Here is a 25,301-nt window from a genome sequence, read left to right on the forward strand (position 1 = left end):
CGCGCGAACTCAGGGCGCCGGAATCGTCCGCGCCGCGGTCAGCACCGACGCGGTCCGGCGCGCGGCGCGCAGCACGGCATCGAGGTGCGTGCGATCGCGCACCGCGATCACGAAGCGCAGGTCGGTCGAATCCTGCGGGGTCTCGTCGGCCATTTCCACGTGCGTGATGTCGGCCTCGGCATCGGCCAGGGTGGCCGCCACGCGGGCCAGCACGCCCTTGTCGTTGCGCACGGTGATGACCACGCCGGTCTCGAAGGCACGCGTCGGCTCGTCGGCCCATTCGACGGCGAAGAAGCGCTCGCTGTCCTTGTTGCGCAGGCGCTGGCCCACGCCGCAATCGTCGGTGTGCACCACCAGCCCTTCGCCGTGCCCGAGGTACCCGACGATCTGGTCGCCGGGAATGGGCCGGCAGCACTGCGCAAAGCGCACGGAAGAGTTCTCGCTGCCGTCGAGCGTGACGGCGCCTTGCGACACGGCCTCGTGCGAGGTGAAGCGCTCGCGGCTCAGGAGGAGGGCGTCGGGGCGCTCGCCGATCTCGGCCAGCAGCGCCATGAGCCGCTTAGCGACGATGCTCGCGATGCGCTTGCCCAGGCCGATGTCGGTCAGCAGCTCGGCGCGGGTGCGGTTGCCGGTGAAGCGCAGCAGCTTCTCCCACAGTGCCTGGTGTTCGTCGTCTTCCTCGGGCAGCTTGCCCAGGCCTTCGGCGCGCAGCGCCTGCGCCAGCAGCTTCTCGCCCAGGCCTTCGGACTCGGCATGCGCCAGCGTCTTCAGGTAGTGACGGATCTTGGAGCGTGCCCGGCCGGTGCGCACGAAGCCCAGCCACGCGGGGTTGGGCGTGGACACGGGCGCGGTGATCACTTCGACCACGTCGCCGTTCTTCAGCTCGGTACGCAGCGGCACCTGGTCGCCGTTGATGCGCGCGGCCGAGGTGTGGTCGCCGATGTTGCTGTGGATGGCGTACGCGAAGTCGACCACCGTGGCGCCGCGCGGCAGCGCCATGATCTGGCTCTTGGGCGTGAAGACGTAGACGGCGTCGGGAAACAGGTCGACCTTGACGTGGTCCCAGAACTCGGCGGCGTCGCGGGTCTCGTCCTGGATGTCGAGCAGCGACTGCAGCCACTTGGTGCCCAGCCGGTCGTTGCTCGCGGCATTGGGCTCGGCGGCCTTGTAGAGCCAGTGTGCGGCGACGCCCGATTCGGCCACGACATGCATGGCCTCGGTGCGCAGCTGGAACTCCACGCTCACGCCGGCAGGGCCCACCAGCGTGGTGTGCAGCGACTGGTAGCCGTTGAGCTTGGCGATCGCGATGTGGTCCTTGAACTTGCCCGGCAGCGGCTTGTACATCTGGTGCAGGATGCCCAGGCCGGTGTAGCAGGCGATCACGTTCGGCACGATGAGCCGGAATCCGTAGATGTCGGTGACCTGCGCGAAGCTCAGGTGTTTTTCTTCCATCTTGCGGTAGATGGAATAGAGCGTTTTCTCGCGGCCCGCGATGCGCAGCGTCATGCCGGCGGCGGAGAAGGCCGTCTCGACCTCTTTCTGCACCTTCTGGATCAGGTCGCGTCGTCGTCCGCGCGCCTTGGCGACGGCCTTGGCCAGTGTGGCGTAGCGCCAGGGCTTGAGGTGCCGGAACGACAGGTCCTGCAGCTCGCGGTAGGTCTGGTTCAGGCCCAGCCGGTGCGCGATGGGGGCGTAGATCTCGAGCGTTTCACGCGAGATGCGGGCCCACTTTTCGCGCGGCGCATCGGCCAGCGTGCGCATGTTGTGCGTGCGGTCGGCCAGCTTGACCAGGATGACGCGCACGTCGCGCGCCATGGCCAGCAGCATCTTGCGGAAGGACTCGGCCTGGTTTTCTTCGCGCGTGTTGAACTGCAGCTTGTCGAGCTTGGTGAGCCCGTCGACCAGCTCGGCAACCGGGGCGCCGAAGCGCTCGATGAGTTCCGGCTTGGTGACCCCGCAGTCTTCGATGGCGTCGTGCAGCAGCGCGGCCATGAGCGCCTGCGCGTCGAGCTTCCACTCGGCGCACTGCGCGGCCACGGCGATGGGGTGGGTGATGTACGGCTCGCCGCTGTTGCGCAGCTGCCCGAGGTGGGCCTCGTCGGCGAAGCGGTAGGCCCGGCGAACCAGCTCGGTGTCTTCGGGGCTGAGGTAGTCGAGGCGGGCCGTCAGCGCAGCAAAACTCGCGGCGGCCGCGTTCAGCGCCGCCGGACTCGGTTTCGGCGTGGGGGACGGGGGTTTGGCGACCGCGCTCATGGCTACCACTTTAGCGTGACCGCTCTGTGGACGCGTCCAGACGTAAAAAAAGCACCGCAATGCGGTGCCTTTTCGTTGCAGGGCTGCGTCAGAAGATCAGCCCGGCACTTTCTTGAGCATCTCGATGCCGATCTTGCCTTCGGCGATTTCGCGCAGGGCCGTGACGGCGGGCTTGTTCTTGCTCTCGATCTTGGGGGCGTGACCTTGGCTCAGCATGCGCGCACGGTACGTGGCGGCGAGAACGAGCTGGAAACGGTTCGGGATCTGAACGAGACAATCTTCGACGGTGATGCGGGCCATGATGAATTCTTTCGGTCGGTGAGCGGGGATTTCAAGGGATGTTCAGTGCGGCGAACGTATCGGCACGGGCTCTGCGCTGTGCGGAATACCGAAGCCGCTGCGCGTGGACGATCGCCTTGAGATCGAAAAGTGCGCGCTCAAATAACTCGTTGATTATAACGAAATCGAATTTTCCGGCCTGGGCCATCTCTTCGGCCGCGTTCTTCAGGCGCAGTTCGATCACCGCCGCGCTGTCTTCGCCGCGCCGTTCCAGGCGGGAGCGCAGCTCTTCCCAGCTGGGCGGGAGGATGAAGATCATGACCGCGTTGGCAAAGGTCTTGCGGATCTGCAGCGCGCCCTGGAAGTCGATTTCGAGGATCACGTCGGTGCCCAGGGCCACCCGCTCCTCGACCGCCTTCTTCGACGTGCCGTAGCGGTGGCCGTGCACATGGGCCCATTCGACGAAGCCGTCGGCCGCGATCAGGGCGTCGAACTCGCTCGGGGAAGCGAAAAAGTACTCCCGGCCGTGCTTTTCCTGCCCGCGCGGGGGGCGCGTGGTGTGGGAGACCGAGGGCTGGACGGCCGAGTCGAGCTCCATGAGCGCCTTGACCAGGCTCGATTTGCCAGCGCCGCTGGGTGCAGCGACCACGAAGATATTGCCGGGGTAGTCCATGGGAAGGCTCGTCGTCATTCGATGTTCTGCACCTGCTCGCGCATCTGCTCGATGAGGACCTTCATGTCCACGCCGATGCGCGTGAGTTCCAGGGCCGCCGACTTGGAGCCCAGGGTGTTGGCTTCGCGGTGCAGTTCCTGGATCAGGAAATCCAGCCGCTTGCCGATCTCGCCGCCCTTCTTGAGCAGCCGCTCGATCTCGTCGAGGTGTGAATTCAGCCGGGTGAGCTCTTCCGCCACGTCGATGCGGATCGCGAAGGCGGTCGCTTCGGTCAGGGCGCGGTCCTGGGCGGCTTCGGGCAGCGTGCCGCCCGTGCCGGCGGTCAGGCCCATGGCCTCCTGCCAGCGCTCCAGGAAGCGGGTGCGCTGCTGTTCGACCAGCTGCGGCACCAGCGGACCGGCCTGCTGCACCAGGGTGCGCAGCTGCGCCAGGTGCGCTTCGAGCATCTTGGCCAGCCGGGCGCCTTCGCGCTGGCGGGCCGACATCAGCGCCTCGAGCGCCTTGCCTGCCACGTCGAGCAGGTCGGGGCCCCAGTCGCCGCGCGTGGCGCCGTCGCCGCCGGCCAGCCGCAGCACGTCGGCCACGCTGAGCTCGCGGGCGCCGGGCAGCCAGGCACGGATGCCGTCCTGCACGCCGTTCAGCCGCTGAAGCAGCTTGACGGAGGGCTCGACCACGCCCGCCTGGGACGTGTTCTCGATGGCTGCGCGCACCTCGACCTTGCCGCGCTTGAGCTTGCCCGTGAGCAGCTCGCGCAGCGCGGTCTCATGCTGGCGCAGCTCCTCGGGGAGCTTGAAGGTGAGGTCGAGAAAGCGGCTGTTGACCGAGCGGATTTCGACCCCGAGCCGGCCCGCGGCGGAGGGCCGTGCATCGGCTTCGGAGTGGCTGCCTGCGGGGCCGTTCTGGCCGCTGGCGTAGCCGGTCATGCTGTAAACTGGCATTGCGCCTCACTGTGGTTTTGCTTGCAAGCACCGAGGCGTCGGTACAGCGTTCGCTTGCCGCACCATCGCCTTCGGGCGAAACTCCCGGATTATGTCAAAGGTCAAGCCTACGCCCCTGTTGCCCGATACGGTCATTGGCGGATATCGCGTTGTTCGCCGGCTTTCCGCGGGCGGTTTCGGCGTGGTCTACCTCGCGATCGACCCGAACGGCCAGCAAGTCGCCGTCAAGGAATACCTGCCTTCGTCGCTCGCCACGCGGGGCCCCGGCGAACTGGCGCCGCAGGTGCCGCCCGAGAAGCTGTCGCTGTACCGCCTGGGGCTCAAGAGCTTTTTCGAAGAAGGCCGCTCGCTCGCGCAGATTTCGCATGCGTCGGTGGTCAGCGTGCTCAATTTCTTCCGCGAAAACGAGACCGTCTACATGGTCATGAACTACCTGGAGGGCGCGACCCTGCAGGATTTCGTGGTCACGGCGCGCGACCTGAAGCGGCAGAAGGTGTTCCGCGAATCGACCATCCGTTCGCTGTTCGACGAAATCCTGCGCGGCCTGCGCATCGTCCACCAGTACAAGATGCTGCACCTGGACATCAAGCCCGCCAACATCTTCGTCACCGACGACGACCGCGCCGTGCTGATCGACTTCGGCGCCGCCCGCGAAGTGCTCAGCAAAGAGGGCATCTTCATCCGCCCCATGTACACGCCCGGCTTCGCCGCGCCCGAGATGTACCGACGCGATTCGTCGATGGGCCCCTGGACCGACATCTACGCCATCGGCGCCTGCATCTACGCCTGCATGCAGGGCTATCCGCCCAACGACGCGCCCCGGCGCATCGAGAAAGACCGCCTGAGCCTGTCGCTCTCGCGCCTGCGTGGCGTGTACTCCGACAACCTCATCGAGGTGGTCGAGTGGTGCATGTCGCTCGACCCGCTCTCGCGTCCGCAGTCGGTGTTTGCGCTGCAAAAAGAACTCAGCCGCGAAGGTGAGCGCCGCTACACGAAGCTCACGGTCGGCGAAAAGGTGCGCCTGTCGATCGACAACATCCGCTCCTTCGACAAGAAGAGCCTGCCGCGCGCCGCCGCGCCCACCACCCGACCGGCCTGAGCGACATGAAGTTCTCCGTGTTCCAGGTCAGCCGCAAGGGTGGCCGTCTCAAGAACGAAGACCGCATGGGCTATTGCTACACGCGGGAGTCGGGTCTGTTCGTGCTCGCCGACGGCATGGGCGGCCATCCTGAAGGCGAAGTGGCGGCCCAGCTGGCGCTGCAGACCATCGCCGCGCTGTACCAGCGCGAGGCCCGCCCCACCGTGAAGGACGTGAAGGCCTTCCTGGCCGAATCGGCCATGTCGGCGCACCAGCAGATCATGCGGTACGCGAGCCACAAGGCGATGCTCGACACGCCCCGCACCACCGTGGTCGCGGCCGTGCTGCAGAACGCCACCGCCACCTGGCTGCACTGCGGCGACTCGCGCCTGTACGTCGTGCGCGACGGCCGCCTGCTGACCCGCACGCGCGACCACTCGCACGCCGAGCGCCCCAAGCCCCACGGCGCCACCGACGCGCCGGTCAACCGCAACCTGCTGCTGACCTGCCTGGGCTCGCCGACCACGCCGCTGTTCGACGTGTCGGCGCCGCTGCCGCTGCAGCGCGGCGACCGCCTCATGCTGTGCTCCGACGGCGTCTGGGGCGTGCTCGACGACGCCGTCATCGTGCACACCCTGTCGTCAGGCAAGCCCGTGTCCGATGCCGCGCCCGACCTCGCCGAAATGGCGCTGCGCAAGGGCGGCGCTCACAGCGACAACGTGACGCTGATCGCGCTCGAATGGGAAATGCCCGAGACGCCCGGCGACGACCGCGGCGTGTCCACCGAAACCATCGACGACGGCGTGTTCGCCTCGACCATCCAGGCCGGCATGCCGTCCGACAGCGAGATCGACGACCTCGACGAAGACGCCATCGAGCGCTCCATCGCCGAGATCAACGAAGCCATTCGCCGCTCTGCCGCCCGCAAGACCTGATCTCCTGATCGGGTCTCGCGGTTTTTCTTTTTCTTTTTCGGTTTCCTCCAGACACATGACTGCTTTCACACGAAGCGGCGGCCGCGCCGCCGACCAGCTGCGCCCCGTGCGCATCACCCGCGGTTTCACCATCCACGCCGAGGGCTCCGTGCTCATCGAGTTCGGCCAGACCCGCGTGCTGTGCACCGCCTCGGTCGAGGAAAAAGTGCCCCCGCACAAGAAGGGCAGCGGCGAAGGCTGGGTGACGGCCGAATACGGCATGCTGCCGCGCGCCACCCACACCCGCAGCAGCCGCGAAGCCGCCAAGGGCAAGCAGACCGGTCGCACGCAGGAAATCCAGCGCCTCATCGGCCGCTCGATGCGCGCCGTGTTCGACCTCGCCGCTCTGGGCGAACGCACCATCCACCTCGACTGCGACGTGCTGCAGGCCGACGGTGGCACGCGCACCGCGGCCATCACCGGCGCCTTCGTGGCCGCACAGGACGCCGTCGACAAGCTGCTGGCCTCCGGCGCGCTCAAGACCTCGCCCATCAAGGGCCACGTGGCCGCCATCTCGGTGGGCATCGTCGACGGCACGCCGCTGCTCGACCTCGAGTACACCGAAGACTCTGCCTGCGACACCGACATGAACGTCGTCATGACCGGCGCCGGCCACTTCGTCGAAGTGCAGGGCACGGCCGAAGGCGTGGCCTTCACGCGCGAAGAAATGAACCTCCTGCTCGGCCTGGCCGAGAAGGGCATCGGCGAACTCGTGAGCCTGCAGCAGCAAGCCCTGCTTTCGAACTGACTGAACGACGACCCCAACCCACAGCCACTGGCGCCCATTCGCTGGGCATCACAGCCATCTTTGACTTTCCATGAAACTGGTTCTGGCTTCCAACAACGCGGGCAAGCTCGCCGAACTCCAGCAGCTGTTTGCCGAGCTGTCCGTCACCCTGGTGCCGCAGTCGGCACTGGGCGTGGGCGAGGCTGAAGAACCCTTCCGCACCTTCGTCGAGAACGCGCTCACCAAGGCGCGCCACGCCAGCGCCGCCACCGGCCTGCCGGCCATCGCCGACGACGCCGGCCTGTGCGTTGATGCCTTCGGCGGCCTGCCGGGTGTCGACACCGCCTACTACGCCACACAATTCGGCTACGCCAAGGGCGACGCCAACAACGTGAAGGCTCTGCTCGAACAACTCGACGGCGTGGTCAACCGCCGCGCCGCGCTCGTCAGCACGCTGGTCGCGCTGCGTCGCCACGACGACCCCGAGCCGCTCATTGCCGTCGGCCGCGTGGTCGGCGAGATCGCCCCCGCGCCCATCGGCGACAACGGCTTCGGCTTCGACCCCGTCATGTACCTGCCGACCTTCGGCAAGACCTTCGCCCAGCTGCCGCCCGACGTGAAGAACGCCCACAGCCACCGCGGCCGCGCCGCGCAGGCCATGCTCGCCCTGATGCGCGAGCGCTGGTTCTGACCCATGGCCACCGTCTTCCCGATCCAGCCCGCCCAAGCCGGCGGCGCCCCTCAGGCCAATGACGTGCTGCACTGGATGCGCCCCGGCCCGCTGCAACTCGCCGCGCTGCCGCCGCTGTCGCTGTACATCCACCTGCCGTGGTGCCTGCGCAAGTGCCCGTACTGCGACTTCAACTCGCACGAGTGGCGCGCCACCACCGAGGCCGACATCGACGGCCTTCCCGAAGCCGCCTACATCGACGCCCTGATCGCCGACCTCGACGCCGCGCTGCCGTTGATCTGGGGCCGCACCGTCCACACCATCTTCATCGGCGGCGGCACGCCCAGCCTGTTCTCGCCGCAAGCCATCGACCGGTTGCTCGGCGACGTGCGCGCACGCCTCAAGCTCGCGCCCGAGTGCGAGATCACGCTCGAGGCCAACCCCGGCACCTTCGAGCGCAACCGCTTCCGCGCCTACCGCGCGGCCGGCGTTACGCGCCTGTCGGTGGGTGTGCAGAGCTTCAACGACGAGCACCTCACGGCGCTGGGCCGCGTGCACGACCGCGCCCAGGCCATTGCCGCGGTGGAAGAGGCCGCGAGCGCCTTCGACACCTTCAATTTGGACCTGATGTACGCCCTGCCGGGCCAGACCATGGAAGGCCTCGATGCCGACCTGACCCAGGCTTTGGCCCTCGCGCCGCCGCACATCTCGATCTACCACCTCACCATCGAGCCCAACACCTGGTTCGCCAAGTTCCCGCCCACGCTGCCCGAGGACGACATCGCCTACGCCATGCTCGACCGCATCACCGAACGCACGGGCGCGAGCGGCATGTCGCGCTACGAGGTCTCGGCCTATGCGCGCGACGGGCACCAGTGCGCGCACAACCTCAACTACTGGCAGTTCGGCGACTACCTCGGCATCGGCGCCGGCGCGCACAGCAAGCTGAGCTTCGCGCACCGCATCGTGCGGCAGGTGCGCTACCGCGAACCGCGCCTGTACATGGAGAACGCGCGCGCCGGCATGGCCGTGTCGCAGAGCGACGAAGTGGCGCTGGCCGACCTGCCGTTCGAGTTCATGCTCAATGCGCTGCGGCTGAAGCAGGGCTTCACGCTGCCCCAGTTCAGCGAGCGCACGGGCCTGGCGATGACGTCGATCCAGCGCGGCCTGGAAGAGGCCGAGCGCAAGGGGCTCGTCGCGCGCGACCTGTTCCGCGTGTGGCCCACCGAGCGCGGACTCGACTTCTTGAGCGACCTGCAGACGTTGTTCCTGCCCGATGACGAGTAAGGCTGCGCCGTCGGCATAAAATCGACGGTTCCGGAGAGTTGGGTGAGTGGTTTAAACCAGCAGTCTTGAAAACTGCCGACGTGAAAGCGTCCGTGAGTTCGAATCTCACACTCTCCGCCATCAGCCTGTTGTTCATGCGGGCTCGCGATCGGGGGCAAGCCACTTGCCCCCTCGCGCAACCTACCTCCCGGACCCGTACTGCCGCACCAGAATGCGCGTCCCACTCGCAGCCTCAAACTGCTGCCAAGCCAACACCGCATTCCCCCCTTCATTCATCGCCAGATCCGGCGCAGTCGCAACGTCATCCGTGCCCTCCTGAGCCACCGGCGTCCCCCACCCATCCGCCAGCGTGTGCCGAGCCGCATAAAGATCGCTGGTCCCCACCCCATTGCCCTGCGCCCACGCCACCAGCGCATTGGTCGCATCGTCCACACCCAATGCAGGCAAGCTCGCCAACGCCTGCGAAGCCGCCGCCCGCACCACACGGTCCGCGCCGAACGCAGCCCCCGGCGCCGCCGTCGCCGCCATGAGCGCGTTATCCAGCCGCCCCCAGCTCACGACCGCCGTACCCGCCGCATTCATGCGCAGCACAGGCGTGCTCAACAACGCCTGCGTGGCGACGAACGGAGCGCCCACCCGCGCGGTGCCGCTCTGCCACGCGCCCCCCGAGAAGCGCTTGAACCACACGGCGCTCTCCCACTGGTTGCTGCCCCCGGGCAGGTCGGCCTGGCCCCAGGCGAGCAGGGCGTTGCCGGCGGCGTCGATCGCCAGGTCGTGGGCACCGATCGAGTGGCCGGTGCCGGTGTCGGGCACGAGTTCGGTGGCCGTGGCCCAGGTGCCGCTTGCGTTGGCGCGGTTGGTCCAGAGCGAGGCGCTGCTGCCGTCGGAGCGCTTCCACACCGCGACCGATTCGCCCGACCCCGCGACCACGACGGCCGGGTCGCCGTCGACGCTGCCCACGACCTCGTTGGTCTCGATGAGCGCGGCGGTGCCCCAGCCGCCGGCGGGGGTGTAGCGGTTGGCGTAGATGCTGAAGCGCGTGGCCGGGCCGATCTGCGACCACACGGCGACGGCGTTGCCGTTGGCGTCGATGCCCACGCTGGCGTTGCCGACGATGCCGGTGCCGGTTTCCAGCAGCGCGGGGCTGCCCCAACCGCCCGCCGGGTCGACGGGCAGCGCCCACAGGTCGTAGCCGGTCACGGAGCTCAGCTGGGTCCACAGCACGACGGCGCGGCCGCTGGGCTTGTCGATGGCGATGCGGATGTCGCGCACGCCGCCGGCGTTGGCCTCGAGGCGCTGCGGTGCGGTCCAGCCGCTGCCGGGCAGGTAGCGGCTGCCCCACAGGCGGTCCACCTGCGAGTTGCCTTCGACCTGGCGCCACACGACCAGCGCGCGCCCCTGCGCATCGATCGCGGTCTTCGGCAGGCTGGCGCCGCCGGCCGACAGCGCCGCTGCATCGCCCCAGCCGATCACGGGCGGTGCGGCCACGAAAGTGGCCGTCACGCCGAGTGCCGCGTCCATCCGCACGGTGCAGGTGCCGGCGCTGCCGCTGCAGGCGCCGCCCCAGTTGCCGAGCACCTGTCCTGCGGCCGGCGTGGCTGCGAGGATGACCTCGGTGCCCGCGCTGAAATCCGCACTGCAGCGATCGGGGCAGTCGATGCCTGCGGGCTGCGATCCGACGCGGCCGTTGCCGGTGATGCCGACCTCCAGGCGATGGGTCACTGCCACCGGTGGGGGCGCGGGCGGAAAGATGCCCAGGGGTGGCAACGCGCCGCCGCCTGATCCGCCACCACCGCCGCCGCAGGCCGCCAGCAGGGCCAGCGCCCCTGCGCACACCATCCACCGTCCGTAGCTGCTCGTCTTCGTCATGTCCGTGTTCCTCCTCGTCTGCTGGCGCCGGGGCCCGGCGCCTTTTGTGCTTGCTTGTCCGTTCAAGAGGGGCGGATCGTAGGGACGGCTGCGCGTGCGGCCCATAGCACCTTCGGGCACCTGCCCTAAGGTGCTATGGGCTGGCGCAAGGTGTCCCGATAGGCTCCTTGCATGACCTCTTCACGAACGCGCCTGTGCTCGCCTTTGCTTCTCATCGCTGCCGCTCTGGCAGGCGGATGCGCTTCGCATGCCGTGACCGACGACGCCATCGTCACGAGCACCTCGCGTGCGTTGGGCCTACCGCCGCAGGCCTTCACGATCTCGAATCGGGCCGACAGCGGCGTGCAGACGACCTTCCAGGCCCGCACCGACGGCGGGCGGGTCTACAGCTGCTACGTGGAGGGTTCGGTGTCGGTGGTGGGCCGGGTGGTCAGCGACGCCATCTGCCAGGAGATGCGCCAGAGCGACGCCCCCGCGTCCGCACGCCGCTCCGCCACGCGGCCGACGACCGCACCTGCGCCGGCCTGCAATGCGCTGCTGCGCGCCGCCGGCCGTTGCAACTGAGGCTTCGCGAAAGCCGGTGCGGCACCGATGCGCCGGCGTGGACAACAATGGCGCCCTACGAGGAGAGGGCGCGGGCCGGGCCCGCACCCGAGGATCACGGCACCATGAAACTCCTGCTTGTCGACGATCACCCGCTGTTCGGAGTCGGCTTTGCGCATGCGCTGACGCACGCCCGCCCCGAGTTCGAAGTGCAGACCGCGCTCTCGCTGGCCGAGGGCGTGGCGCGCGCCTCGCAGTGTGCGCCCGACATCGTGCTGATCGACTACCGCCTGGGCGGTGAAGACGGCCTCGAAGGCCTGCGCCTCTTCGGTGCCCGGCATCCGCTCGTGTCGCGACTGATGATCTCGGGCGACGAAGAGCCGGCACTCGCCGCACGCGCACGCGCCGCGGGTGCGGCCGGCTTCATCGGCAAGTCGCGCTCGGTGGCACACATCGCGGCGGCGCTGGACGAGGTGGCCGCGGGTGGCGAGTCTTTCGACGTGTTGACCTCGCGCACCGGCCTGCCGGTCGCGAGCCTCACGCCGCGTCAGCTCGAAGTGCTGCTGCTGGTGGCGCAAGGCCGCCAGAACAAGCAGATCGCCGCCGAGTTGGCGATCGCGGAGCGCACGGTCAAGCTCCACATCACGGCGCTGCTCGACACGATGGACGCGCGCAACCGCACCCACCTGCTGGTCCAGGCGCGGCGCGCGGGGCTGTGGCTGGCCCAGGAATGAGATGAGCGCGTCGTCCCCGGTGCAGGCGCCTTCCAACGCCGACGTGGTGGCGGACGAGGCCGTGGCGCTCGCCCCGCACGCGCACATCCGCGCGTGGTCGACCCTGTCGGACCTGCAACTCGAGCAGCTGACGCAGATGATCCGCTCCACGCCGTGGTCGTGGATGTTGGCCGCGGTCGGCGGCCTGCTCTGCTACCTCGAGTACGCAACGGGGCCCGACGGCCCGCGGGTGCGTGCGTGGCTCGTCGTCTACGGCCTGGTCATCGCCGCGCGGATGGGCCTCTGGCTGGCCTGGGCGGTGCGGCCCGGGCTGCGCGCGAACCTGGCGGCGATGGTGTGGCCCGTCATGGCCAGCAACCAGCTGCTGGCCATGCTCTGGGGCGTGCTCAGTGCGTTGCTGTGGCACGAGGGGCCGGCGCAGGCCGAGGCCATTCTTCACATCGCGATGGTGACGGTGTCGCTGGGTGGTGCGATCCGCCTCTCGACGATCGGGCGGGCGGCCATGGCCTATGTGGTGCTCATCCTCGGCCCGCTGGTGCTGCGCGACATCTGGTTCGGCGGCAGCTACCACCTGGCCATGGCAATGATCGTGACGCTCATCGGCGTCTACACGCTGCTGAGTTCCCGGGAGCTCTCGCGCGCGCTGCACGAGATCCAGGCGCAGCGTCGGCGCAATGCCGAACTGGTGATTGCGCTGAGCGCCGAAAACGAGCGCAGCCGCTCGGCCCGACAGACCGCCGAGGAAGCCGTGGCGGCGCGCATGCGTTTCTTCGCCTCGGCCAACCACGACCTGCGCCAGCCGCTCAACGCGATGGCGCTGCTGGCGCAGACGCTGCACACGGTCAGCACACAGCCGCAGGTGCAGGCGCTCTCCGAGCAGCTGGTGGCCTGCGCCGACGGCATGACCGACGTGGTGGACGATCTGCTCGACATCACGCGCGCCGATGCCGGATCGATCAGCCCGCAGTGGTCGCTCTTCGCCATCGACGAGCTGCTGCGCGACTGCTGCCGGCCGCACCAGGCCGTGGCCGCGGCCAAGGGGCTGACGTTCGAGCTGGCCATCGACCCCGCCACCGTCCGCAGCGACCGCGCCTTGCTCACGCGCGTCGTTACCAACCTGCTGGCGAACGCCATCCGCTACACGCACAAGGGCACCGTGCGGCTCGGCGGCCGGGTCGAGAACGGCCGGCTGCGGCTGGCCATCGAAGACACGGGCATCGGCATCGCGCCCGAGCACCTGCCGCACGTTTTCGACGAGTTCTATCAAATCGATAACCCCGCGCGCGACCGTCGCCTGGGCTACGGCCTGGGCCTTGCGACCGTGAAGCGATTGAGCGAACTGCTCGACCTGCGCGTGACCGTGCGCTCGCAGCCGGGGCAGGGCAGCGTGTTCGACGTGCAGGTGCCGTTGGCCGATGCGGCCGAGAGCGATCGGGCGGACGATGCCGAACGGCTCGCCGCGTCACCGACCGCCGCATTGGCCGCGCGCGTGCTCGTGCTCGACGACGACCAGAGTTCGTTGCAGGCGCTTCAGGGGCTGCTGGCTTCCTGGGGCACGGAGGTCCGCGCCGCGAGCGACATGGCGGGCGCGCTGGCGTGCCTGCAGGCGGGCTTCCGGCCCGATGCGCTGGTGGTGGACCTGCGGCTCGGCCTGCAGGCGAGTGGCCTCCAGGCCATCGCGGACCTGCGCCTTGCGTTGAACGAAGCCGACCTGCCCGCGTTGATCGTGACCGGCGACGTCGGCGGCGATTCGCTGGCGGCGGCACGCGAGGCCGGCCTGCCGGTGCTCGTCAAGCCGGTGCGGCCCTCGCAGCTTCGCGCCTTCCTGGGCCATGCGCAGGCCTGGCGGCGGACTGGCGTCTCGAGCGAGTAGCTGCAAGCCCCGGGCGATTCGCTTCGCGCCGGGTCTCATCCTCCCCATCCATTGCCCTGCCCGGTCAAGGCACGGCATGTGCGATGGCGCGGGAAAACACCGAGAGCGCGTTCGTTGACTGGCCCACCCGCAATCCCTAAAGTTCATCCATCTGATCAATTGAGCATCTGAAGATCAAATGTTCACAAAATACACGACATGGACCCCGAACTGAGTCTTTCCATCCGCGCCGCATGGCTGGCCTACGTGGGCGGCCACACGCAGGAGCAGATCGCCGAGCGCCTCGGCGTGTCGCGCGTCAAGGTGCAGCGGCTGATCGCCTCGGCCATGCAGAGCGGGCTGATCAAGTTCTTCGTGGAAGGCGTGCCTGCCGAGTGCATGGCGCTCGAAGACAAGCTGGTGGAAGCCTTCGGCCTGAAGCGCTGCGTGGTCGTCCCGACCACCCAGGCCGACCTGGACGATGCGACCGATGCGATCCCCGCGCTGGCAGTGGCTGCCGCACGCCAGCTGACCCGTGTCCTCGACGCCGGCGAGGTACGCACCATCGGTGTGGGCCACGGTCGCACGCTGGCCGCGATGGTCGAGCGGATGCCCGCGGCGAATCGCAAGGACACGCGCTTCATCTCGCTCCTGGGCAGCCTGACGCGCCGCTCCGCCGCCAACCCGTTCGACCTGATTGCCAAGCTGGCCGAGCGCACGGGCGGCGAGTGCTACTTCATGCCGGTGCCGTTCCTGGCCGACAGCCGGGCCGACGCTCAGGTGCTGCGCGCCCAGCGTGGCGTGCAGCACGTGCTTGAGCTCGTGCGCGAGTGCCAGCTCTGCGTCGTCGGTGTCGGTGACCTGGGCCCGGACACCCATCTGCTGCGCACCCAGTCGGTCACGGCCAAGGAGCTGGCGGCGCTGCGCAAGACGGGGGCGGTGGGCGAGCTCGCCGGCTGTTTCGTGGCGTCGAACGGCGAACCGGTGAAGTGCGAGATGAACGAACGCGCGGTCGGTGCGTCGCTGGACGACCTGCGCGGGCGCGACGTGCTCGCGGTGGCCGGTGGCACGTACAAGGCCGAGGCGATCTGCGCGGTGCTCAACACCGGCCTGATCACCGAGCTGATCGTCGACGAGGCGACCGCGCAGCTGTGCCTGCGCCACCAGGCCGGTCAGCGCCGCTGACCGGGCCGCCATCTTCCGGCCGTCGGAGTCGGTGCCCCTAGAGCACCAACGTCGACCGGAACACACAGGTTCAAGAGGATCAACAGGGAGGAGGTTCGCATGGGCGCCCAGCTCGAAATTTCCGCGCGCAGACCGTTCCGTCTGCGGACGTCGGCCTGCGTGTGGACGGCGGTGCTCCTGCTGCTGTGCGTGGCGATGGCGCTGGACACCAAGGCGGTCCGCATCGGCTCCAGCGAAGACGCACGGGTCGACGCGTTTTCGGCCGAGGCCTACGGCAAGAAGGCATTCGCACCCATTCGGGCCCTGATCGAGAAGGCCGCCGTCGACGCCCCGGTGTTGGCGCAGGCCCTCGCGGCGGACAAGGCGGCCGCGGGCGAGACGTACGGCAAGCCCGGGAGCGTCGGGCCGATCTTCCCGGTCCGGTTCACCGGGACGGTCGGCGAGGGCCGTGCGGGCATCTTCACGGTGGCGGTCGATGGCCTGCCGCAAGGGTTGCAGCTTCGCGTGCAAACCGGGCCGGCCCTCAACGGCACCGAGGTGCGGGACGCCACGGGCACCGTGGCCTTCGGCCAGTTCACCAACCAGATCGACTACCAGGACGCGGGCTCGGCACTGAACAACGAGGTCAAGGCGCAGGTGCTCGGCACGCTCGACCGTGACGCGCTCACCGGCAAGAAGGTCGACGTCGTCGGTGTGTTCCAGCTCATCAATCCGTCGAGCTGGCTCGTCACGCCCGTGCGGCTGGGCGTGCAATGAGCGCCGCTGGCATCGCCCGTCATCCCGACAGCGCGATCGTGCTGTCGGCGCGGAACATCGCCAAGTCGTACGGCAGCGTGCAGGCGCTCAAGGGCGTGAACTTCGACATCCACCGCGGGCAGGTCACGACGCTGTTCGGTGAGAACGGCGCCGGCAAGTCCACGCTGATGAAGATCCTCTCGGGCGTGGTCACGCCCACGTCGGGCGACATCGTGCTCGACGGCGTGCCGGTGGTCCTGGCGTCTGCCGCGGACGCACGCGAACGCGGCATCTCGATCATTCACCAGGAGCTGAGCCTGGCACCGAACCTCTCGGTGCGCGACAACGTCTTCATGGGCCGCGAGCTGCGCGGCGCCACCGGTGTCGACTTTGCCGAAGAGGCGAGGCGCACGCGGGCGCTGATGGCGGAGCTCGAGGAAGCGATCGATCCGTTGACCTTGGTCGAAGACCTGCGCCTCGGGCAGCAGCAGATCGTCGAGATCGCGCGGGCCCTGTCGGTCAACAGCCGCATCCTGATCATGGACGAGCCCACGTCGGCGCTCTCGGCGACGGAGGTGGAGGCGCTGTTCAAGGTGATCCGCGACCTCACGGCACGAGGGGTGTCGATCGTCTACATCTCGCACCACCTGGAGGAGGCGCTGCAGATCACCGACCACGCGGTGGTGCTGCGCGATGGTGCCATGACCGCCAAGGCGCCGCGCGCCGAGATCGATCTCGAGTGGATCGTGCGCCACATGGTCGGCGAGAACTTCGATCTGGGCAGCCCGCCCGGCGGCTACGACTTCGGCGACGTCGCGCTGACCATCGAGGACGCCGTCCTCACCGAAAGCTCCGGCGCCGACGTCGTCGATCACGTGTCGCTCGACGTGCGTGCGGGCGAAATCGTCTGCATCTACGGGTTGATGGGCGCGGGGCGCACCGAGCTGCTGGAGGCCGTGGCCGGCCGGTGCGCACTCGACGGCGGGCGCGTGCTGCTCGAAGGACAGGACGTGTCGAGGCTGAGCATCGCGCAGCGCATCGCCAAGGGCCTCGCACTGGTGCCCGAAGACCGCCAGCGCGACGGCCTCGTGCAGACGATGAGCGTCGGCCAGAACCTCTCGCTGGCCAGCATCGGCGCCTTCGTTCGCGGGTGCTTCACATCGCCGGCCCGGGAACGTGCATGCGTCGACAAATCGATCCGGCGCGTCACCGTCAAGACCAGCGGCGGCCAGGCGGCCATCGGATCGCTGTCGGGCGGCAACCAGCAGAAAGTGGTCATCGGAAAGATGCTCGCCACGCACCCGAAGGTCCTGCTGCTCGACGAACCCAGCCGGGGCATCGACGTCGGCGCCAAGGCCGAGGTGTTCCGCCTGCTCGCCGAGCGCGCGCGGCAGGGCCTCGCGGTCGTGTTCTCGACCTCGGAGGTGAGCGAATGCCTGGGCGTCGCGCACCGGATCGTCGTCATGCGACGGGGGCGGATCTCGGCCCAGTTCGGCGCTGACGCCACCAAAGAAATGATCATGGCCGCCTCGGGCGAAGCCATGGTTGCCTGAATGAAGCCTTCCGAGCGGACATCACCATGAGCGAAGCCCCATCTCCAGCCCTGCCTTCCGGTCCTGCCAACGGCGGAGGCGGCGGCATCGACATCGTCCGCCTGCTGCTCGAAGGGCGCGCCTTCTTCGCGCTGATCACGATCGTGGCCGTGTTCTCGTTGCTGTCGCCCGTGTACTTCTCGACCGGCAACTTCCTGATCATGTCGTCGCACGTCGCCATCTTCGGGCTGCTGGCCATCGGCATGCTGATCGTGATCCTCACCGGTGGCATCGATCTGTCGGTCGGGTCGACCCTCGGCCTGTGCGGGGTCGTCGCCGGCTACCTGATGCAGGGCGTCACGATCGACGCGCTCGGCCTGGTGCTCTACCCGCCGGTCTGGGTCGTGGTGGTGCTGACCTGCGCGCTGGGTGCCTTCGTCGGGGCCGTCAACGGCGTGCTGATCGCCTTCTTCAAGGTGCCGGCCTTCGTGGCCACGCTGGGCGTGCTGTACGTCGCGCGCGGCGTGGCGCTGCTGATCACCAATGGGCTGACCTTCAACAACCTCGGCGGCCGGCCCGAGTTGGGCAACACGGGCTTCAACTGGCTCGGCTTCGACCAGGTCCTGGGCATGCCGGTCGGCGTGCTGGTCCTGGCCATGGTCGCGGTGGTGGCGGCCGTGCTGCTCAACCGCACGGCCTTCGGCCGTTGGGTGTATGCGAGCGGCGGCAACGCGCGGGCGGCCGAACTGTCGGGCGTGCCCGTGCGATTCACGACCGTCACCGTCTACGTGCTGTCCGGTGTCTGCGCCGCCATTGCGGGCCTGGTCCTGTCGTCGCAACTGACCTCGGCCGGCCCGACGGCGGGCAGCACCTACGAGCTCACCGCGATCGCCGCCGTCGTGGTGGGCGGCGCGGCGCTCACCGGGGGGCGCGGCAACGTGCGCGGCACGCTGCTCGGCGCCTTCGTCATCGGCTTCCTGTCCGACGGGCTCGTGATCATCGGCGTGTCTTCCTACTGGCAGACCGTCTTCACGGGCGCCGTGATCGTGCTCGCGGTGCTGCTGAACGCCATCCGGTACGGCCGTCGGCCCGCGCGTGTTGCGACCCCGGCCGTCTCCGCCCAGCCACGGCCCACGGCCTGAAAGATCCCCGTTCGCCGCAGCCGCGGCATCTGTCCAGAAGAAACCACCAAGGAGACGAAGTCATGTTGAACACCACCCGCCGCACGCTGCTTGCTGCACTCTCGCTCACGCCCCTGATGGCCAGCCCGGCATGGGCCCAAGGCAAGGGCAAGGGGCTGATCACGATCATCGTGAACGATCCCGCCAACCCCTACTGGTTCACCGAAGGCGAAGTGGCCAAGGCCACGGCGCAGAAACTGGGCTACACCGCGGTCGTCGCCGCGCACACCGGCGACACCAACACCGAGAGCCGGCTGATCGACACGGCCATCACCAACAAGTCGGTCGCCATCATCCTCGACCCGGCGAACGCGAGCGGCTCGGTGGGCGCGGTGCAGAAGGCGGTGGCCGCGAAGATCCCCGTGATCCTCGTCAATGCCGAGATCAACAAGGAGGGCCTGGCGCAGGCGCAGCTCGTGTCGAACAACGCACAGGGCGCCGCGCTCGGGGCCCAGCACTGGGCCGAGCTGATGGGCAACAAGGGCAAGTACGTCGAGCTCGTCGGTGCCCCCTCCGACAACAACGCCGCGACCCGGTCGAACGGCTTCAAGACCGTGCTGAGCCAGTACCCGGACCTGGCCAAGGCCGGCTCGGAAGTCGCCAACTGGAATCGGACGCAAGGGCACAACAAGATGCAGTCGCTGATGCAGGCGCACCCCGACATCAAGGGCGTCATCAGCGGCAACGACGAGATGGCCCTCGGCGCGATCGCCGCGCTCAAGAAGGCGGGCAAGTTCAACGGGGTCGTCGTCGGCGGGTTCGACGGTTCGCCGGACTCGGTGGCCTCGGTCAAGGCCGGCGAGCTGGCCTACACGGTGCTCCAGCCCGTCGCGGTGTTCGCTGCCGCTGCCGTGCAGCAAGCCGACTCGTTCATCCGGACCGGCAAGACCGGTGCCAAGACCGAGAAGCAGCTGTTCGACTGCCTGCTGATCACCAAGGGCAACGCCGCCAAGTACTCCTCGCCGTTCGTCCTGGACAAGTAAGCCCACGGAACGTCACGACACCCCGGCACCGCAAGGTTCCGGCGGCGCTCGCCACGCGACGCCGCCGGTTGCACAGCCGGTTCGAAGAAATGGAAAGCACATGAAGATCGCCATTGCCGCGGACACCGCGGGCGCGCCCCTTGCCGAGGTTCTTGCCAGGCACTTCACTGGCCGGGAGGGCCTCGAGGTGACCCACATCGGCCTGCCCGAGGAGGACGCCGACTTCTTCTATGCCGACCTCTCCGACCGGGTCTGCCAGGGCATCCTCAGCGGCCTCTACGACCGCGCGATCCTGGTCTGCGGAACCGGCATCGGTGTCTGCCTCTCGGCCAACAAGGTGCCCGGCATCCGCGCGGCGCAGACGCACGACACCTACTCGGCGCAGCGCGCCGCGCTCTCCAACAACGCGCAGGTCATCACCATGGGGGCGCGGGTGATCGGGGCCGAACTGGCCAAGGCGGTGGCGCAGGCCTACCTGTCCTCCCACTTCGATCCCCACGGCACGTCGGCGCGCAACGTCCGCGCCATCGATGCGCTGGACGAGAAGTACCACGCGAAACACCGATGAACGCAACCCGTTCCCTCGGCGGCCGGCACTGACGCGCATGGCACGCGACCTCATCATCGGCGTGGACGCCGGAACCTCGGTCATCAAGGCCGTGGCCTTCGACCTGCAGGGCCGGCAGGTGGCGGTGGCCAGCACGCCGAACCGCGTGCTGCTCGGCCCCGACGGCGCGGCCGAGCAGGACCTCGACGGAACCTGGACCGACACCGCAGCCACGCTGCGCGCGCTGGCCGCGCGCGTCCCCGGCCTGGCGGCGCGCGTGGTGGCCCTGGCAGCCACCGGCCAGGGCGACGGGACCTGGCTCGTCGATGCCGACGGCCGCCCGGTCGGGCCCGCGATGCTGTGGCTCGACGCGCGCGCGGGCCGTCACGTGCAGGCGCTGCGCGAGACGCCGGCCTCGCGGCTCGTCGCCGCGCGCACCGGCAACGCGCTCAACCCGTCGATGCAAAGCGGCCAGCTGCTGTGGCTGCAGGCGCACCAGCCCGAGCGCCTGGCACGGGCCGCATCGGCCATGCATTGCAAGGACTGGCTCTTCTTCCAGGCCACGGGCGTGCGTGCGACCAGCCCTTGCGAAGGCGTCTACACCTTCGGCAACTTCAGAAGCCTGGCCTACGACGACGAGACCCTGGCGCTGCTCGGCCTGGAGGCCATCAAGCACCTTCTGCCGCCGATCGTCGACGGCACCCGCAGCCATGCGACGCTGACCCGCAGCGCCGCCGCCGAGACCGGATTGCCCGAAGGCCTGCCGGTGGTGCTGCCGCTCATGGACGTGCCGCTGTGCGTGCTCGGCGCCGGCGGCATGGCGTTCGATGCGCAGGGCGGGCTGCGGCACGTCGGCTGCTCGGTGCTCGGCAGCACCGGCATGCACGGCTGGGTCACCGACAACACGGCGGCCATCGAACCCAGCGCCGAAGCCGGCTACACCATCGCGATGCCCGCGCCGGGCCTGCGGGTCCGCCTGGTCTCGCACATGGCGGCGACGCTGAACATCGACTGGTTGCTCCGACTGCTCGGCAGCGCGGCCGAACTGGCCGGCGGCGTGGCGTTGCCGCACGCGCAGATGCTGGAGCGGCTCGATGCGCTGGTGCTGTCCACCGCACCCGCACAGGCGGTTTATCACCCCTACATCGCGCAGAGCGGCGAGCGCGGCCCCTTTGTCGATGCGAGCGCCCGTGCGCAGCTCAGCGGCTTCAGTGCCACGCTGGGCGTGGCGGGCCTGTCGCGCGCGGTCTTCGAAGGCATCGCGATGGCCACGCGCGACTGCTACACCGCGCTCGGCACGCTGCCCGAAGAGATCCGCCTGTCCGGCGGCGCCGCACGCAGCCTGGCGCTGCGGCAGATGATCGCGTCGGTCACCGGGCGCCCGGTGCGCGTGTCGAACCGCGAGGAGTGCGGCGCCGCAGGCGCGGCCATCACCGCCGCGCTGTCGATCGACAGCCACGCCAGCCTTCACCAGATGCTGCCCCAGTGGGTTGATGCCTACCTCGACGAGGCGGTCACCTTGCCGGCCCCGGGCCAGACCGCGCTCTACGACCAGATCTACGGGCAGTACCGCGAAACCGCACAGCGGGCGAGGGCGCCCTGGCAGGCCCTGGCCGATATCCGGCGTGCCCACCTCGATGCCGCCGTGCAGGAGATCCGATGAACGACTTCGTCTCGCCCGCCGTGCTGGCGCGGGCCTTCGAGCCGGCCGACGCGACCTGGCTCCATCCCGCGCAGCGGCGGCGCGACCTGGCCGAAGCCTCGCGCAGCGTGGCCGACGTGCTGGTGATCGGCGCGGGCGTGACCGGCGCGGGCGCCGCGCTCGACGCTGTCGCGCGCGGACTCTCGGTGGTGCTGGTCGAGGCGGGCGACATTGCCACCGGCACCTCGTCGCGTTCGGGCAAGACCTTTCACGGCGGCCTGCGCTACCTCGAGCAGCTCAACTTCAAGCTGGTGGCGCACGCGATCGAGGAGCGCGACCTGATGGTCAAGGTCCTGTGCCCGCACATTGCCCGCCCGGAGTCCTTTCTCTATCCGCTCACCCGCGCCTGGTGGGAGCGGCCCTATGTCGGGGCCGGCGTGCTGCTCTACGACCTCTTCGGCCTCAAGGGCGGCGCCGTCCCGCGCCAGCGCCACTTCGGCCGGGCGGCGCTCAAGCGGCACGTCCCGTCGATCGATGCACGACGCGTGGTCGGCGGCGTCCAGTTCCATGACGCGCTGATGGACGACGCGCGCCACACCCTCGCGGTCGTGCGCACGGCGGCCGGTCGCGGCGCCCGGGTCATCACGCGGGCGCCCATGGTCGAGTTCGTCAAGGACGGCGAGCGCGTCGCGGGCGTCGTGGTGCAAGACACCCTCACCGGTGAACGCCACCGCCTGGCCGCCCGCGCGGTGATCAGCGCCACCGGCATCTGGGCCGACGACATCCAGCAGCGCGCGGGCGCCAACAGCTTCCGGGTGCAACCCGCGAAGGGCGTGCACATCCTGCTGCGGCCGGAAGCACTGCAGTCCGACACCGGCATCCTCGCCCGCGCCACCGATTCCGTCATCATCGCGCGCCGCTGGTACGGCTACTGGCTCGTCGGCACCACCGACACGCCGTGGCATGGCGACAAGTCACAGCCGGTCGCCGAAGCGGCCGATGTCGACTACCTGCTCGACAACCTCAACGCCTACCTCGAGCGCAAGGTCGGTCGCGCCGACGTGCTCGGCACCTTCGCCGGCCTGCGCCCGCTGCTGAAGTCGGTCGGCGCCACCGATTCGACATCGGCACTGCTGCGCGACCACGCGGTGATCGACGGGCCGCCCGGCCTCACCACCGTCGTCGGCGGCAAGTACACGACCTACCGCCGCATGGCGGCCGACGCGGTCGATGCCGCGGTGCGGCCCCTGGGGGTGGGCACGCCATCGTCCACGGCCTCGCTGCCGCTGGTGGGGGCCGGCGACTGGGCCGCGGTGCGCGACAGCGCCGGCGACCTGGCGCGGCACTTCGGCATGGGCATCGGCGATGCGGGTCGCCTGCTGCAGCGGCACGGCGACCGGGTGCGCGACCTGCGGGCGCTCGCGCGGGCCAGGCCCGCACTGCGCGCGACGCTGCCCGGTGCCCCGCACTACCTGGTCGCCGAACTCGTGCATGCCGTCGTCGCCGAGGGCGCGCACACGCTGACCGACGTGATGACGCGCCGCACCCACCTGTCGATCGAACTCGCCGATGGCGGGCTGGCCCTGGCCCCGTTCGTGGCCGGGTGCATCGCGCCGTACCTGGGCTGGTCGAGCGACGACATCCGCCGGCAGCTTGCGGCCTACCGCGAACTCATCGCGGCGGAGCGTGTGGCGCTGGGCCCCGGCGCCGCCGTGCCGTCGGCCGTATCGCCCACCGGTACCCCTGCTTCGCTCGCCGCGGCCCTGTAGAGCCATCCCTTCGCGCACACCCCGCGGGCCGCGTCCGGCCCCGCCCTTATCCAGGAGACCTGCCTTATGTCCATGAACCGTGTCGTCAACCACCCCGATCGCGTCGTCGAGGACATGCTCGGGGGCTGGTTGCTGGCCCACGGCGACAGCGTCGAGGCATTGCCGGCCAACCCGCGCGTCGTCAAGCGCGCCCGAGCGCCCGAGCGCGGCAAGGTCGGTGTCGTGACCGGCGGTGGGTCGGGGCACGAGCCGGCGTTCCTCGGCTACGTGGGAGACGGCATGGTCGATGCCGTGGCGGTCGGAGAGATCTTTTCCTCGCCCACGGCCAAGAGCTTCCTGGACGCGATCCGCACGGCCGACGGCGGCGCGGGCGTGGCCTGCCTCTACGGCAACTACGCCGGCGACAACATGAACGTCGGCATGGCCCGCCAGATGGCCGAGCGCGAGGGCATCGTGGTCAGGACCGTGGTCGCCAACGACGACGTGCCCTCGGCCGCGAAGGGCGACGAGGCGCGGCGCCGCGGTGTCGCGGGAGAGATCTTCATGTGGAAGGTCGGTGCCGCCAAGGCTGCGCTCGGCGCTTCCCTCGACGAGGTGATCGCCGCGGCGCAGAAGGCCATTGCGAACACGCGCAGCATTGGCGTGGGCTTGTCCGCCTGCGTGATCCCCGCGGTCGGCAAGGCCAACTTCCACATCGAGCCCGGCACGATGGAAGTCGGCATCGGCCACCACGGCGAACCCGGCATCGACGTGCGGGCGACGGCGAGCGCCGCCGAGATGGCGCAGCTCATGCTCGATGTCGTGCTGCCCGACCTGCCGTTCGACGCCGGTGACCGGGTCGCGGTGCTGATCTCGGGGCTCGGCGCCACGCCGGTGATGGAGCAGTACATCCTCTACGGAGAGATCGCGCAGCGTCTGCTGGCCAAAGGCATCACGGTGGCGTTCAACCAGGTCGGCAACCTCTTCACCTCGCTCGAGATGATGGGCGTGACGCTGACCCTCATGAAGCTCGACGACGAACTCGAGACCTGCCTGAAGCACCCCTGCCGCAGCGTCGGGCTGAGCGTGCCCGGCGACGCCGTGCAGGGCCGCACCTACAGCGGAAGCGCACGCATGAACCCTGCCGTGGCCACGGCGACCGTGTCTTCGGGCACCGGCGCGCGCGCACGCACGGTGAGCGGCGCCACGCTGGCCCTCGCGGAAGCGGGCCCCGTGGTGCGCGACCTCATCGAGGCCATCGTCGCGAACCGGCAGCACCTGAGCGAGATCGACGGCCTGATCGGCGACGGCGACCACGGCATCAACATGGCCAAGGGCTTCACCGGCTGCGGCACGCGCCTGGACGCGCTCGGCCCGCGCGCCGCGTCGCTGCCCGGCGCGCTCGAGCAACTGTCGCAGGCGCTGATGGACGACATCGGCGGCTCGATGGGGCCGCTCTATGGCCGCTTCTTTCTCGGCTTCGTCGACACCCTGGCGCCGCATGAACAACTCGACGCGGCGCTGTTCGGCGAGGCGCTGGCCGTGGCCGTCGCCAACGTGCAGGCGATGGGCAATGCCCAGGTCGGCGACAAGACACTGATCGACACGCTCGTGCCGGCGCGCGATGCCTACGCCGCCGCGCTCGCCAGCGGCGCAGGCTTCGCTGCCTGCCTGCAAGCCATGGGTGCTGCCGCGCAGCAGGGGCGCGACGCCACCAAGGCCCTGCAGGCCCGCATCGGCCGTTCGGCGCGACTGGGTGCGCGCTCGATCGGCGTGCTCGACGCCGGCGCCACCTCGTGCTGCCTGATCCTGCAGACGCTGGCGGCTTCGCTGCAGCGCCGGCTGGCCCCCTGAATTCGACTGTCACACGC

At 69.3% G+C, this 25,301-nt stretch carries 22 protein-coding genes and 1 tRNA gene; 18 read left to right on the top strand and 5 right to left on the bottom strand.

The features are described from left to right. Positions 1–9: 9 nt before the first annotated feature. The 4 genes from AC07YS_RS15745 to AC07YS_RS15760 form a co-directional block, all read right to left on the bottom strand. On the bottom strand, positions 10–2,253 hold the full coding sequence (locus tag AC07YS_RS15745; protein ID WP_095746649.1) for a RelA/SpoT family protein: 2,244 nt from the start codon (positions 2,251–2,253) through the stop codon (positions 10–12). A gap of 96 nt (positions 2,254–2,349) precedes the next feature. Next, on the bottom strand, positions 2,350–2,553 hold the full coding sequence (rpoZ, locus tag AC07YS_RS15750; RefSeq protein ID WP_013543330.1) for a DNA-directed RNA polymerase subunit omega: 204 nt from the start codon (positions 2,551–2,553) through the stop codon (positions 2,350–2,352). A gap of 31 nt (positions 2,554–2,584) precedes the next feature. After that, entirely contained in the window at positions 2,585–3,205 is a 621-nt protein-coding gene (gmk, locus tag AC07YS_RS15755) for a guanylate kinase (protein ID WP_062476362.1), read from the bottom strand. Between the two features lie 14 nt (positions 3,206–3,219). After that, positions 3,220–4,143 (bottom strand): YicC/YloC family endoribonuclease, encoded by a 924-nt coding sequence (locus AC07YS_RS15760; RefSeq protein ID WP_492731104.1) that lies wholly within the window; start codon positions 4,141–4,143, stop codon positions 3,220–3,222. A gap of 91 nt (positions 4,144–4,234) precedes the next feature. Between AC07YS_RS15760 and AC07YS_RS15765 the strand changes: the two genes are divergently transcribed. The 6 genes from AC07YS_RS15765 (at position 4,235) to AC07YS_RS15790 (ending at position 8,999) form a co-directional block, all read left to right on the top strand. Beyond that, positions 4,235–5,242 (top strand): serine/threonine protein kinase, encoded by a 1,008-nt coding sequence (locus AC07YS_RS15765; RefSeq protein ID WP_056573330.1) that lies wholly within the window; start codon positions 4,235–4,237, stop codon positions 5,240–5,242. 5 nt (positions 5,243–5,247) lie between these two features. Beyond that, positions 5,248–6,156 carry a PP2C family protein-serine/threonine phosphatase gene (locus tag AC07YS_RS15770; protein WP_062476311.1) on the top strand — a complete coding sequence of 303 codons (909 nt, stop codon included), beginning with the start codon at positions 5,248–5,250 and terminating at the stop codon, positions 6,154–6,156. Between the two features lie 55 nt (positions 6,157–6,211). Beyond that, positions 6,212–6,943: a ribonuclease PH gene (gene rph / locus AC07YS_RS15775; protein ID WP_062476315.1), complete on the top strand. Its 732-nt coding sequence runs from the start codon at positions 6,212–6,214 to the stop codon at positions 6,941–6,943. A gap of 70 nt (positions 6,944–7,013) precedes the next feature. After that, positions 7,014–7,613 (top strand): non-canonical purine NTP pyrophosphatase, encoded by a 600-nt coding sequence (locus tag AC07YS_RS15780; RefSeq protein WP_153282271.1) that lies wholly within the window; start codon positions 7,014–7,016, stop codon positions 7,611–7,613. A 3-nt stretch (positions 7,614–7,616) separates the two neighbouring features. After that, positions 7,617–8,879 carry a radical SAM family heme chaperone HemW gene (gene hemW / locus AC07YS_RS15785; RefSeq protein WP_495268507.1) on the top strand — a complete coding sequence of 421 codons (1,263 nt, stop codon included), beginning with the start codon at positions 7,617–7,619 and terminating at the stop codon, positions 8,877–8,879. A 32-nt stretch (positions 8,880–8,911) separates the two neighbouring features. After that, positions 8,912–8,999: transfer RNA gene (locus AC07YS_RS15790), tRNA-Ser, on the top strand. Positions 9,000–9,059: 60 nt separating this feature from the next. Here the strand turns inward: AC07YS_RS15790 and AC07YS_RS15795 are convergent. Then, the gene (locus AC07YS_RS15795) at positions 9,060–10,748 is read right to left on the bottom strand and encodes an InlB B-repeat-containing protein (RefSeq protein WP_495268506.1); all 1,689 of its coding nucleotides are present in this window, start codon (positions 10,746–10,748) and stop codon (positions 9,060–9,062) included. Between the two features lie 252 nt (positions 10,749–11,000). Here AC07YS_RS15795 and AC07YS_RS15800 point away from each other — a divergent pair, with 252 nt between their 5' ends. The 12 genes from AC07YS_RS15800 to dhaL all read left to right on the top strand — a co-directional run bounded on the left by AC07YS_RS15800 (position 11,001) and on the right by dhaL (position 25,284). Then, a complete protein-coding gene (locus AC07YS_RS15800) occupies positions 11,001–11,312 on the top strand; it encodes a hypothetical protein (protein ID WP_495268505.1) in 312 nt (103 codons plus the stop codon). Between the two features lie 104 nt (positions 11,313–11,416). Beyond that, positions 11,417–12,025: a response regulator transcription factor gene (locus AC07YS_RS15805; protein ID WP_495268504.1), complete on the top strand. Its 609-nt coding sequence runs from the start codon at positions 11,417–11,419 to the stop codon at positions 12,023–12,025. Position 12,026: 1 nt separating this feature from the next. After that, positions 12,027–13,898 carry a sensor histidine kinase gene (locus AC07YS_RS15810; protein ID WP_495268503.1) on the top strand — a complete coding sequence of 624 codons (1,872 nt, stop codon included), beginning with the start codon at positions 12,027–12,029 and terminating at the stop codon, positions 13,896–13,898. A gap of 198 nt (positions 13,899–14,096) precedes the next feature. Continuing rightward, positions 14,097–15,062 (top strand): sugar-binding transcriptional regulator, encoded by a 966-nt coding sequence (locus tag AC07YS_RS15815; RefSeq protein WP_495268502.1) that lies wholly within the window; start codon positions 14,097–14,099, stop codon positions 15,060–15,062. Positions 15,063–15,161: 99 nt separating this feature from the next. Continuing rightward, complete coding sequence (locus tag AC07YS_RS15820) at positions 15,162–15,818, top strand: DUF2291 family protein (protein ID WP_495268501.1); 657 nt, start codon at positions 15,162–15,164, stop codon at positions 15,816–15,818. Then, positions 15,815–17,350: a sugar ABC transporter ATP-binding protein gene (locus tag AC07YS_RS15825; protein ID WP_495268500.1), complete on the top strand. Its 1,536-nt coding sequence runs from the start codon at positions 15,815–15,817 to the stop codon at positions 17,348–17,350. Before AC07YS_RS15820 ends, AC07YS_RS15825 begins: the two co-directional genes overlap by 4 nt. 26 nt (positions 17,351–17,376) lie before the next feature. Beyond that, the gene (locus tag AC07YS_RS15830) at positions 17,377–18,471 is read left to right on the top strand and encodes an ABC transporter permease (protein WP_495268499.1); all 1,095 of its coding nucleotides are present in this window, start codon (positions 17,377–17,379) and stop codon (positions 18,469–18,471) included. Positions 18,472–18,533: 62 nt separating this feature from the next. Beyond that, entirely contained in the window at positions 18,534–19,493 is a 960-nt protein-coding gene (locus tag AC07YS_RS15835) for a D-ribose ABC transporter substrate-binding protein (RefSeq protein ID WP_070062044.1), read from the top strand. A gap of 100 nt (positions 19,494–19,593) precedes the next feature. After that, positions 19,594–20,061, top strand: coding sequence for a D-erythrulose-4-phosphate isomerase (gene derI / locus AC07YS_RS15840; RefSeq protein WP_495268498.1), 468 nt, complete (start codon positions 19,594–19,596; stop codon positions 20,059–20,061). Positions 20,062–20,098: 37 nt separating this feature from the next. After that, positions 20,099–21,703 carry an FGGY family carbohydrate kinase gene (locus AC07YS_RS15845; protein ID WP_495268497.1) on the top strand — a complete coding sequence of 535 codons (1,605 nt, stop codon included), beginning with the start codon at positions 20,099–20,101 and terminating at the stop codon, positions 21,701–21,703. Continuing rightward, positions 21,700–23,451: a glycerol-3-phosphate dehydrogenase/oxidase gene (locus tag AC07YS_RS15850; RefSeq protein WP_495268496.1), complete on the top strand. Its 1,752-nt coding sequence runs from the start codon at positions 21,700–21,702 to the stop codon at positions 23,449–23,451. The genes AC07YS_RS15845 and AC07YS_RS15850 overlap by 4 nt, the downstream gene beginning before the upstream one ends. A gap of 66 nt (positions 23,452–23,517) precedes the next feature. Next, the gene (gene dhaL, locus AC07YS_RS15855; protein WP_495268495.1) at positions 23,518–25,284 is read left to right on the top strand and encodes a dihydroxyacetone kinase subunit DhaL; all 1,767 of its coding nucleotides are present in this window, start codon (positions 23,518–23,520) and stop codon (positions 25,282–25,284) included. Positions 25,285–25,301 lie beyond the last annotated feature (17 nt).

Source organism: Variovorax sp. GW458-11-26-14-LB1, from assembly GCF_059423965.1.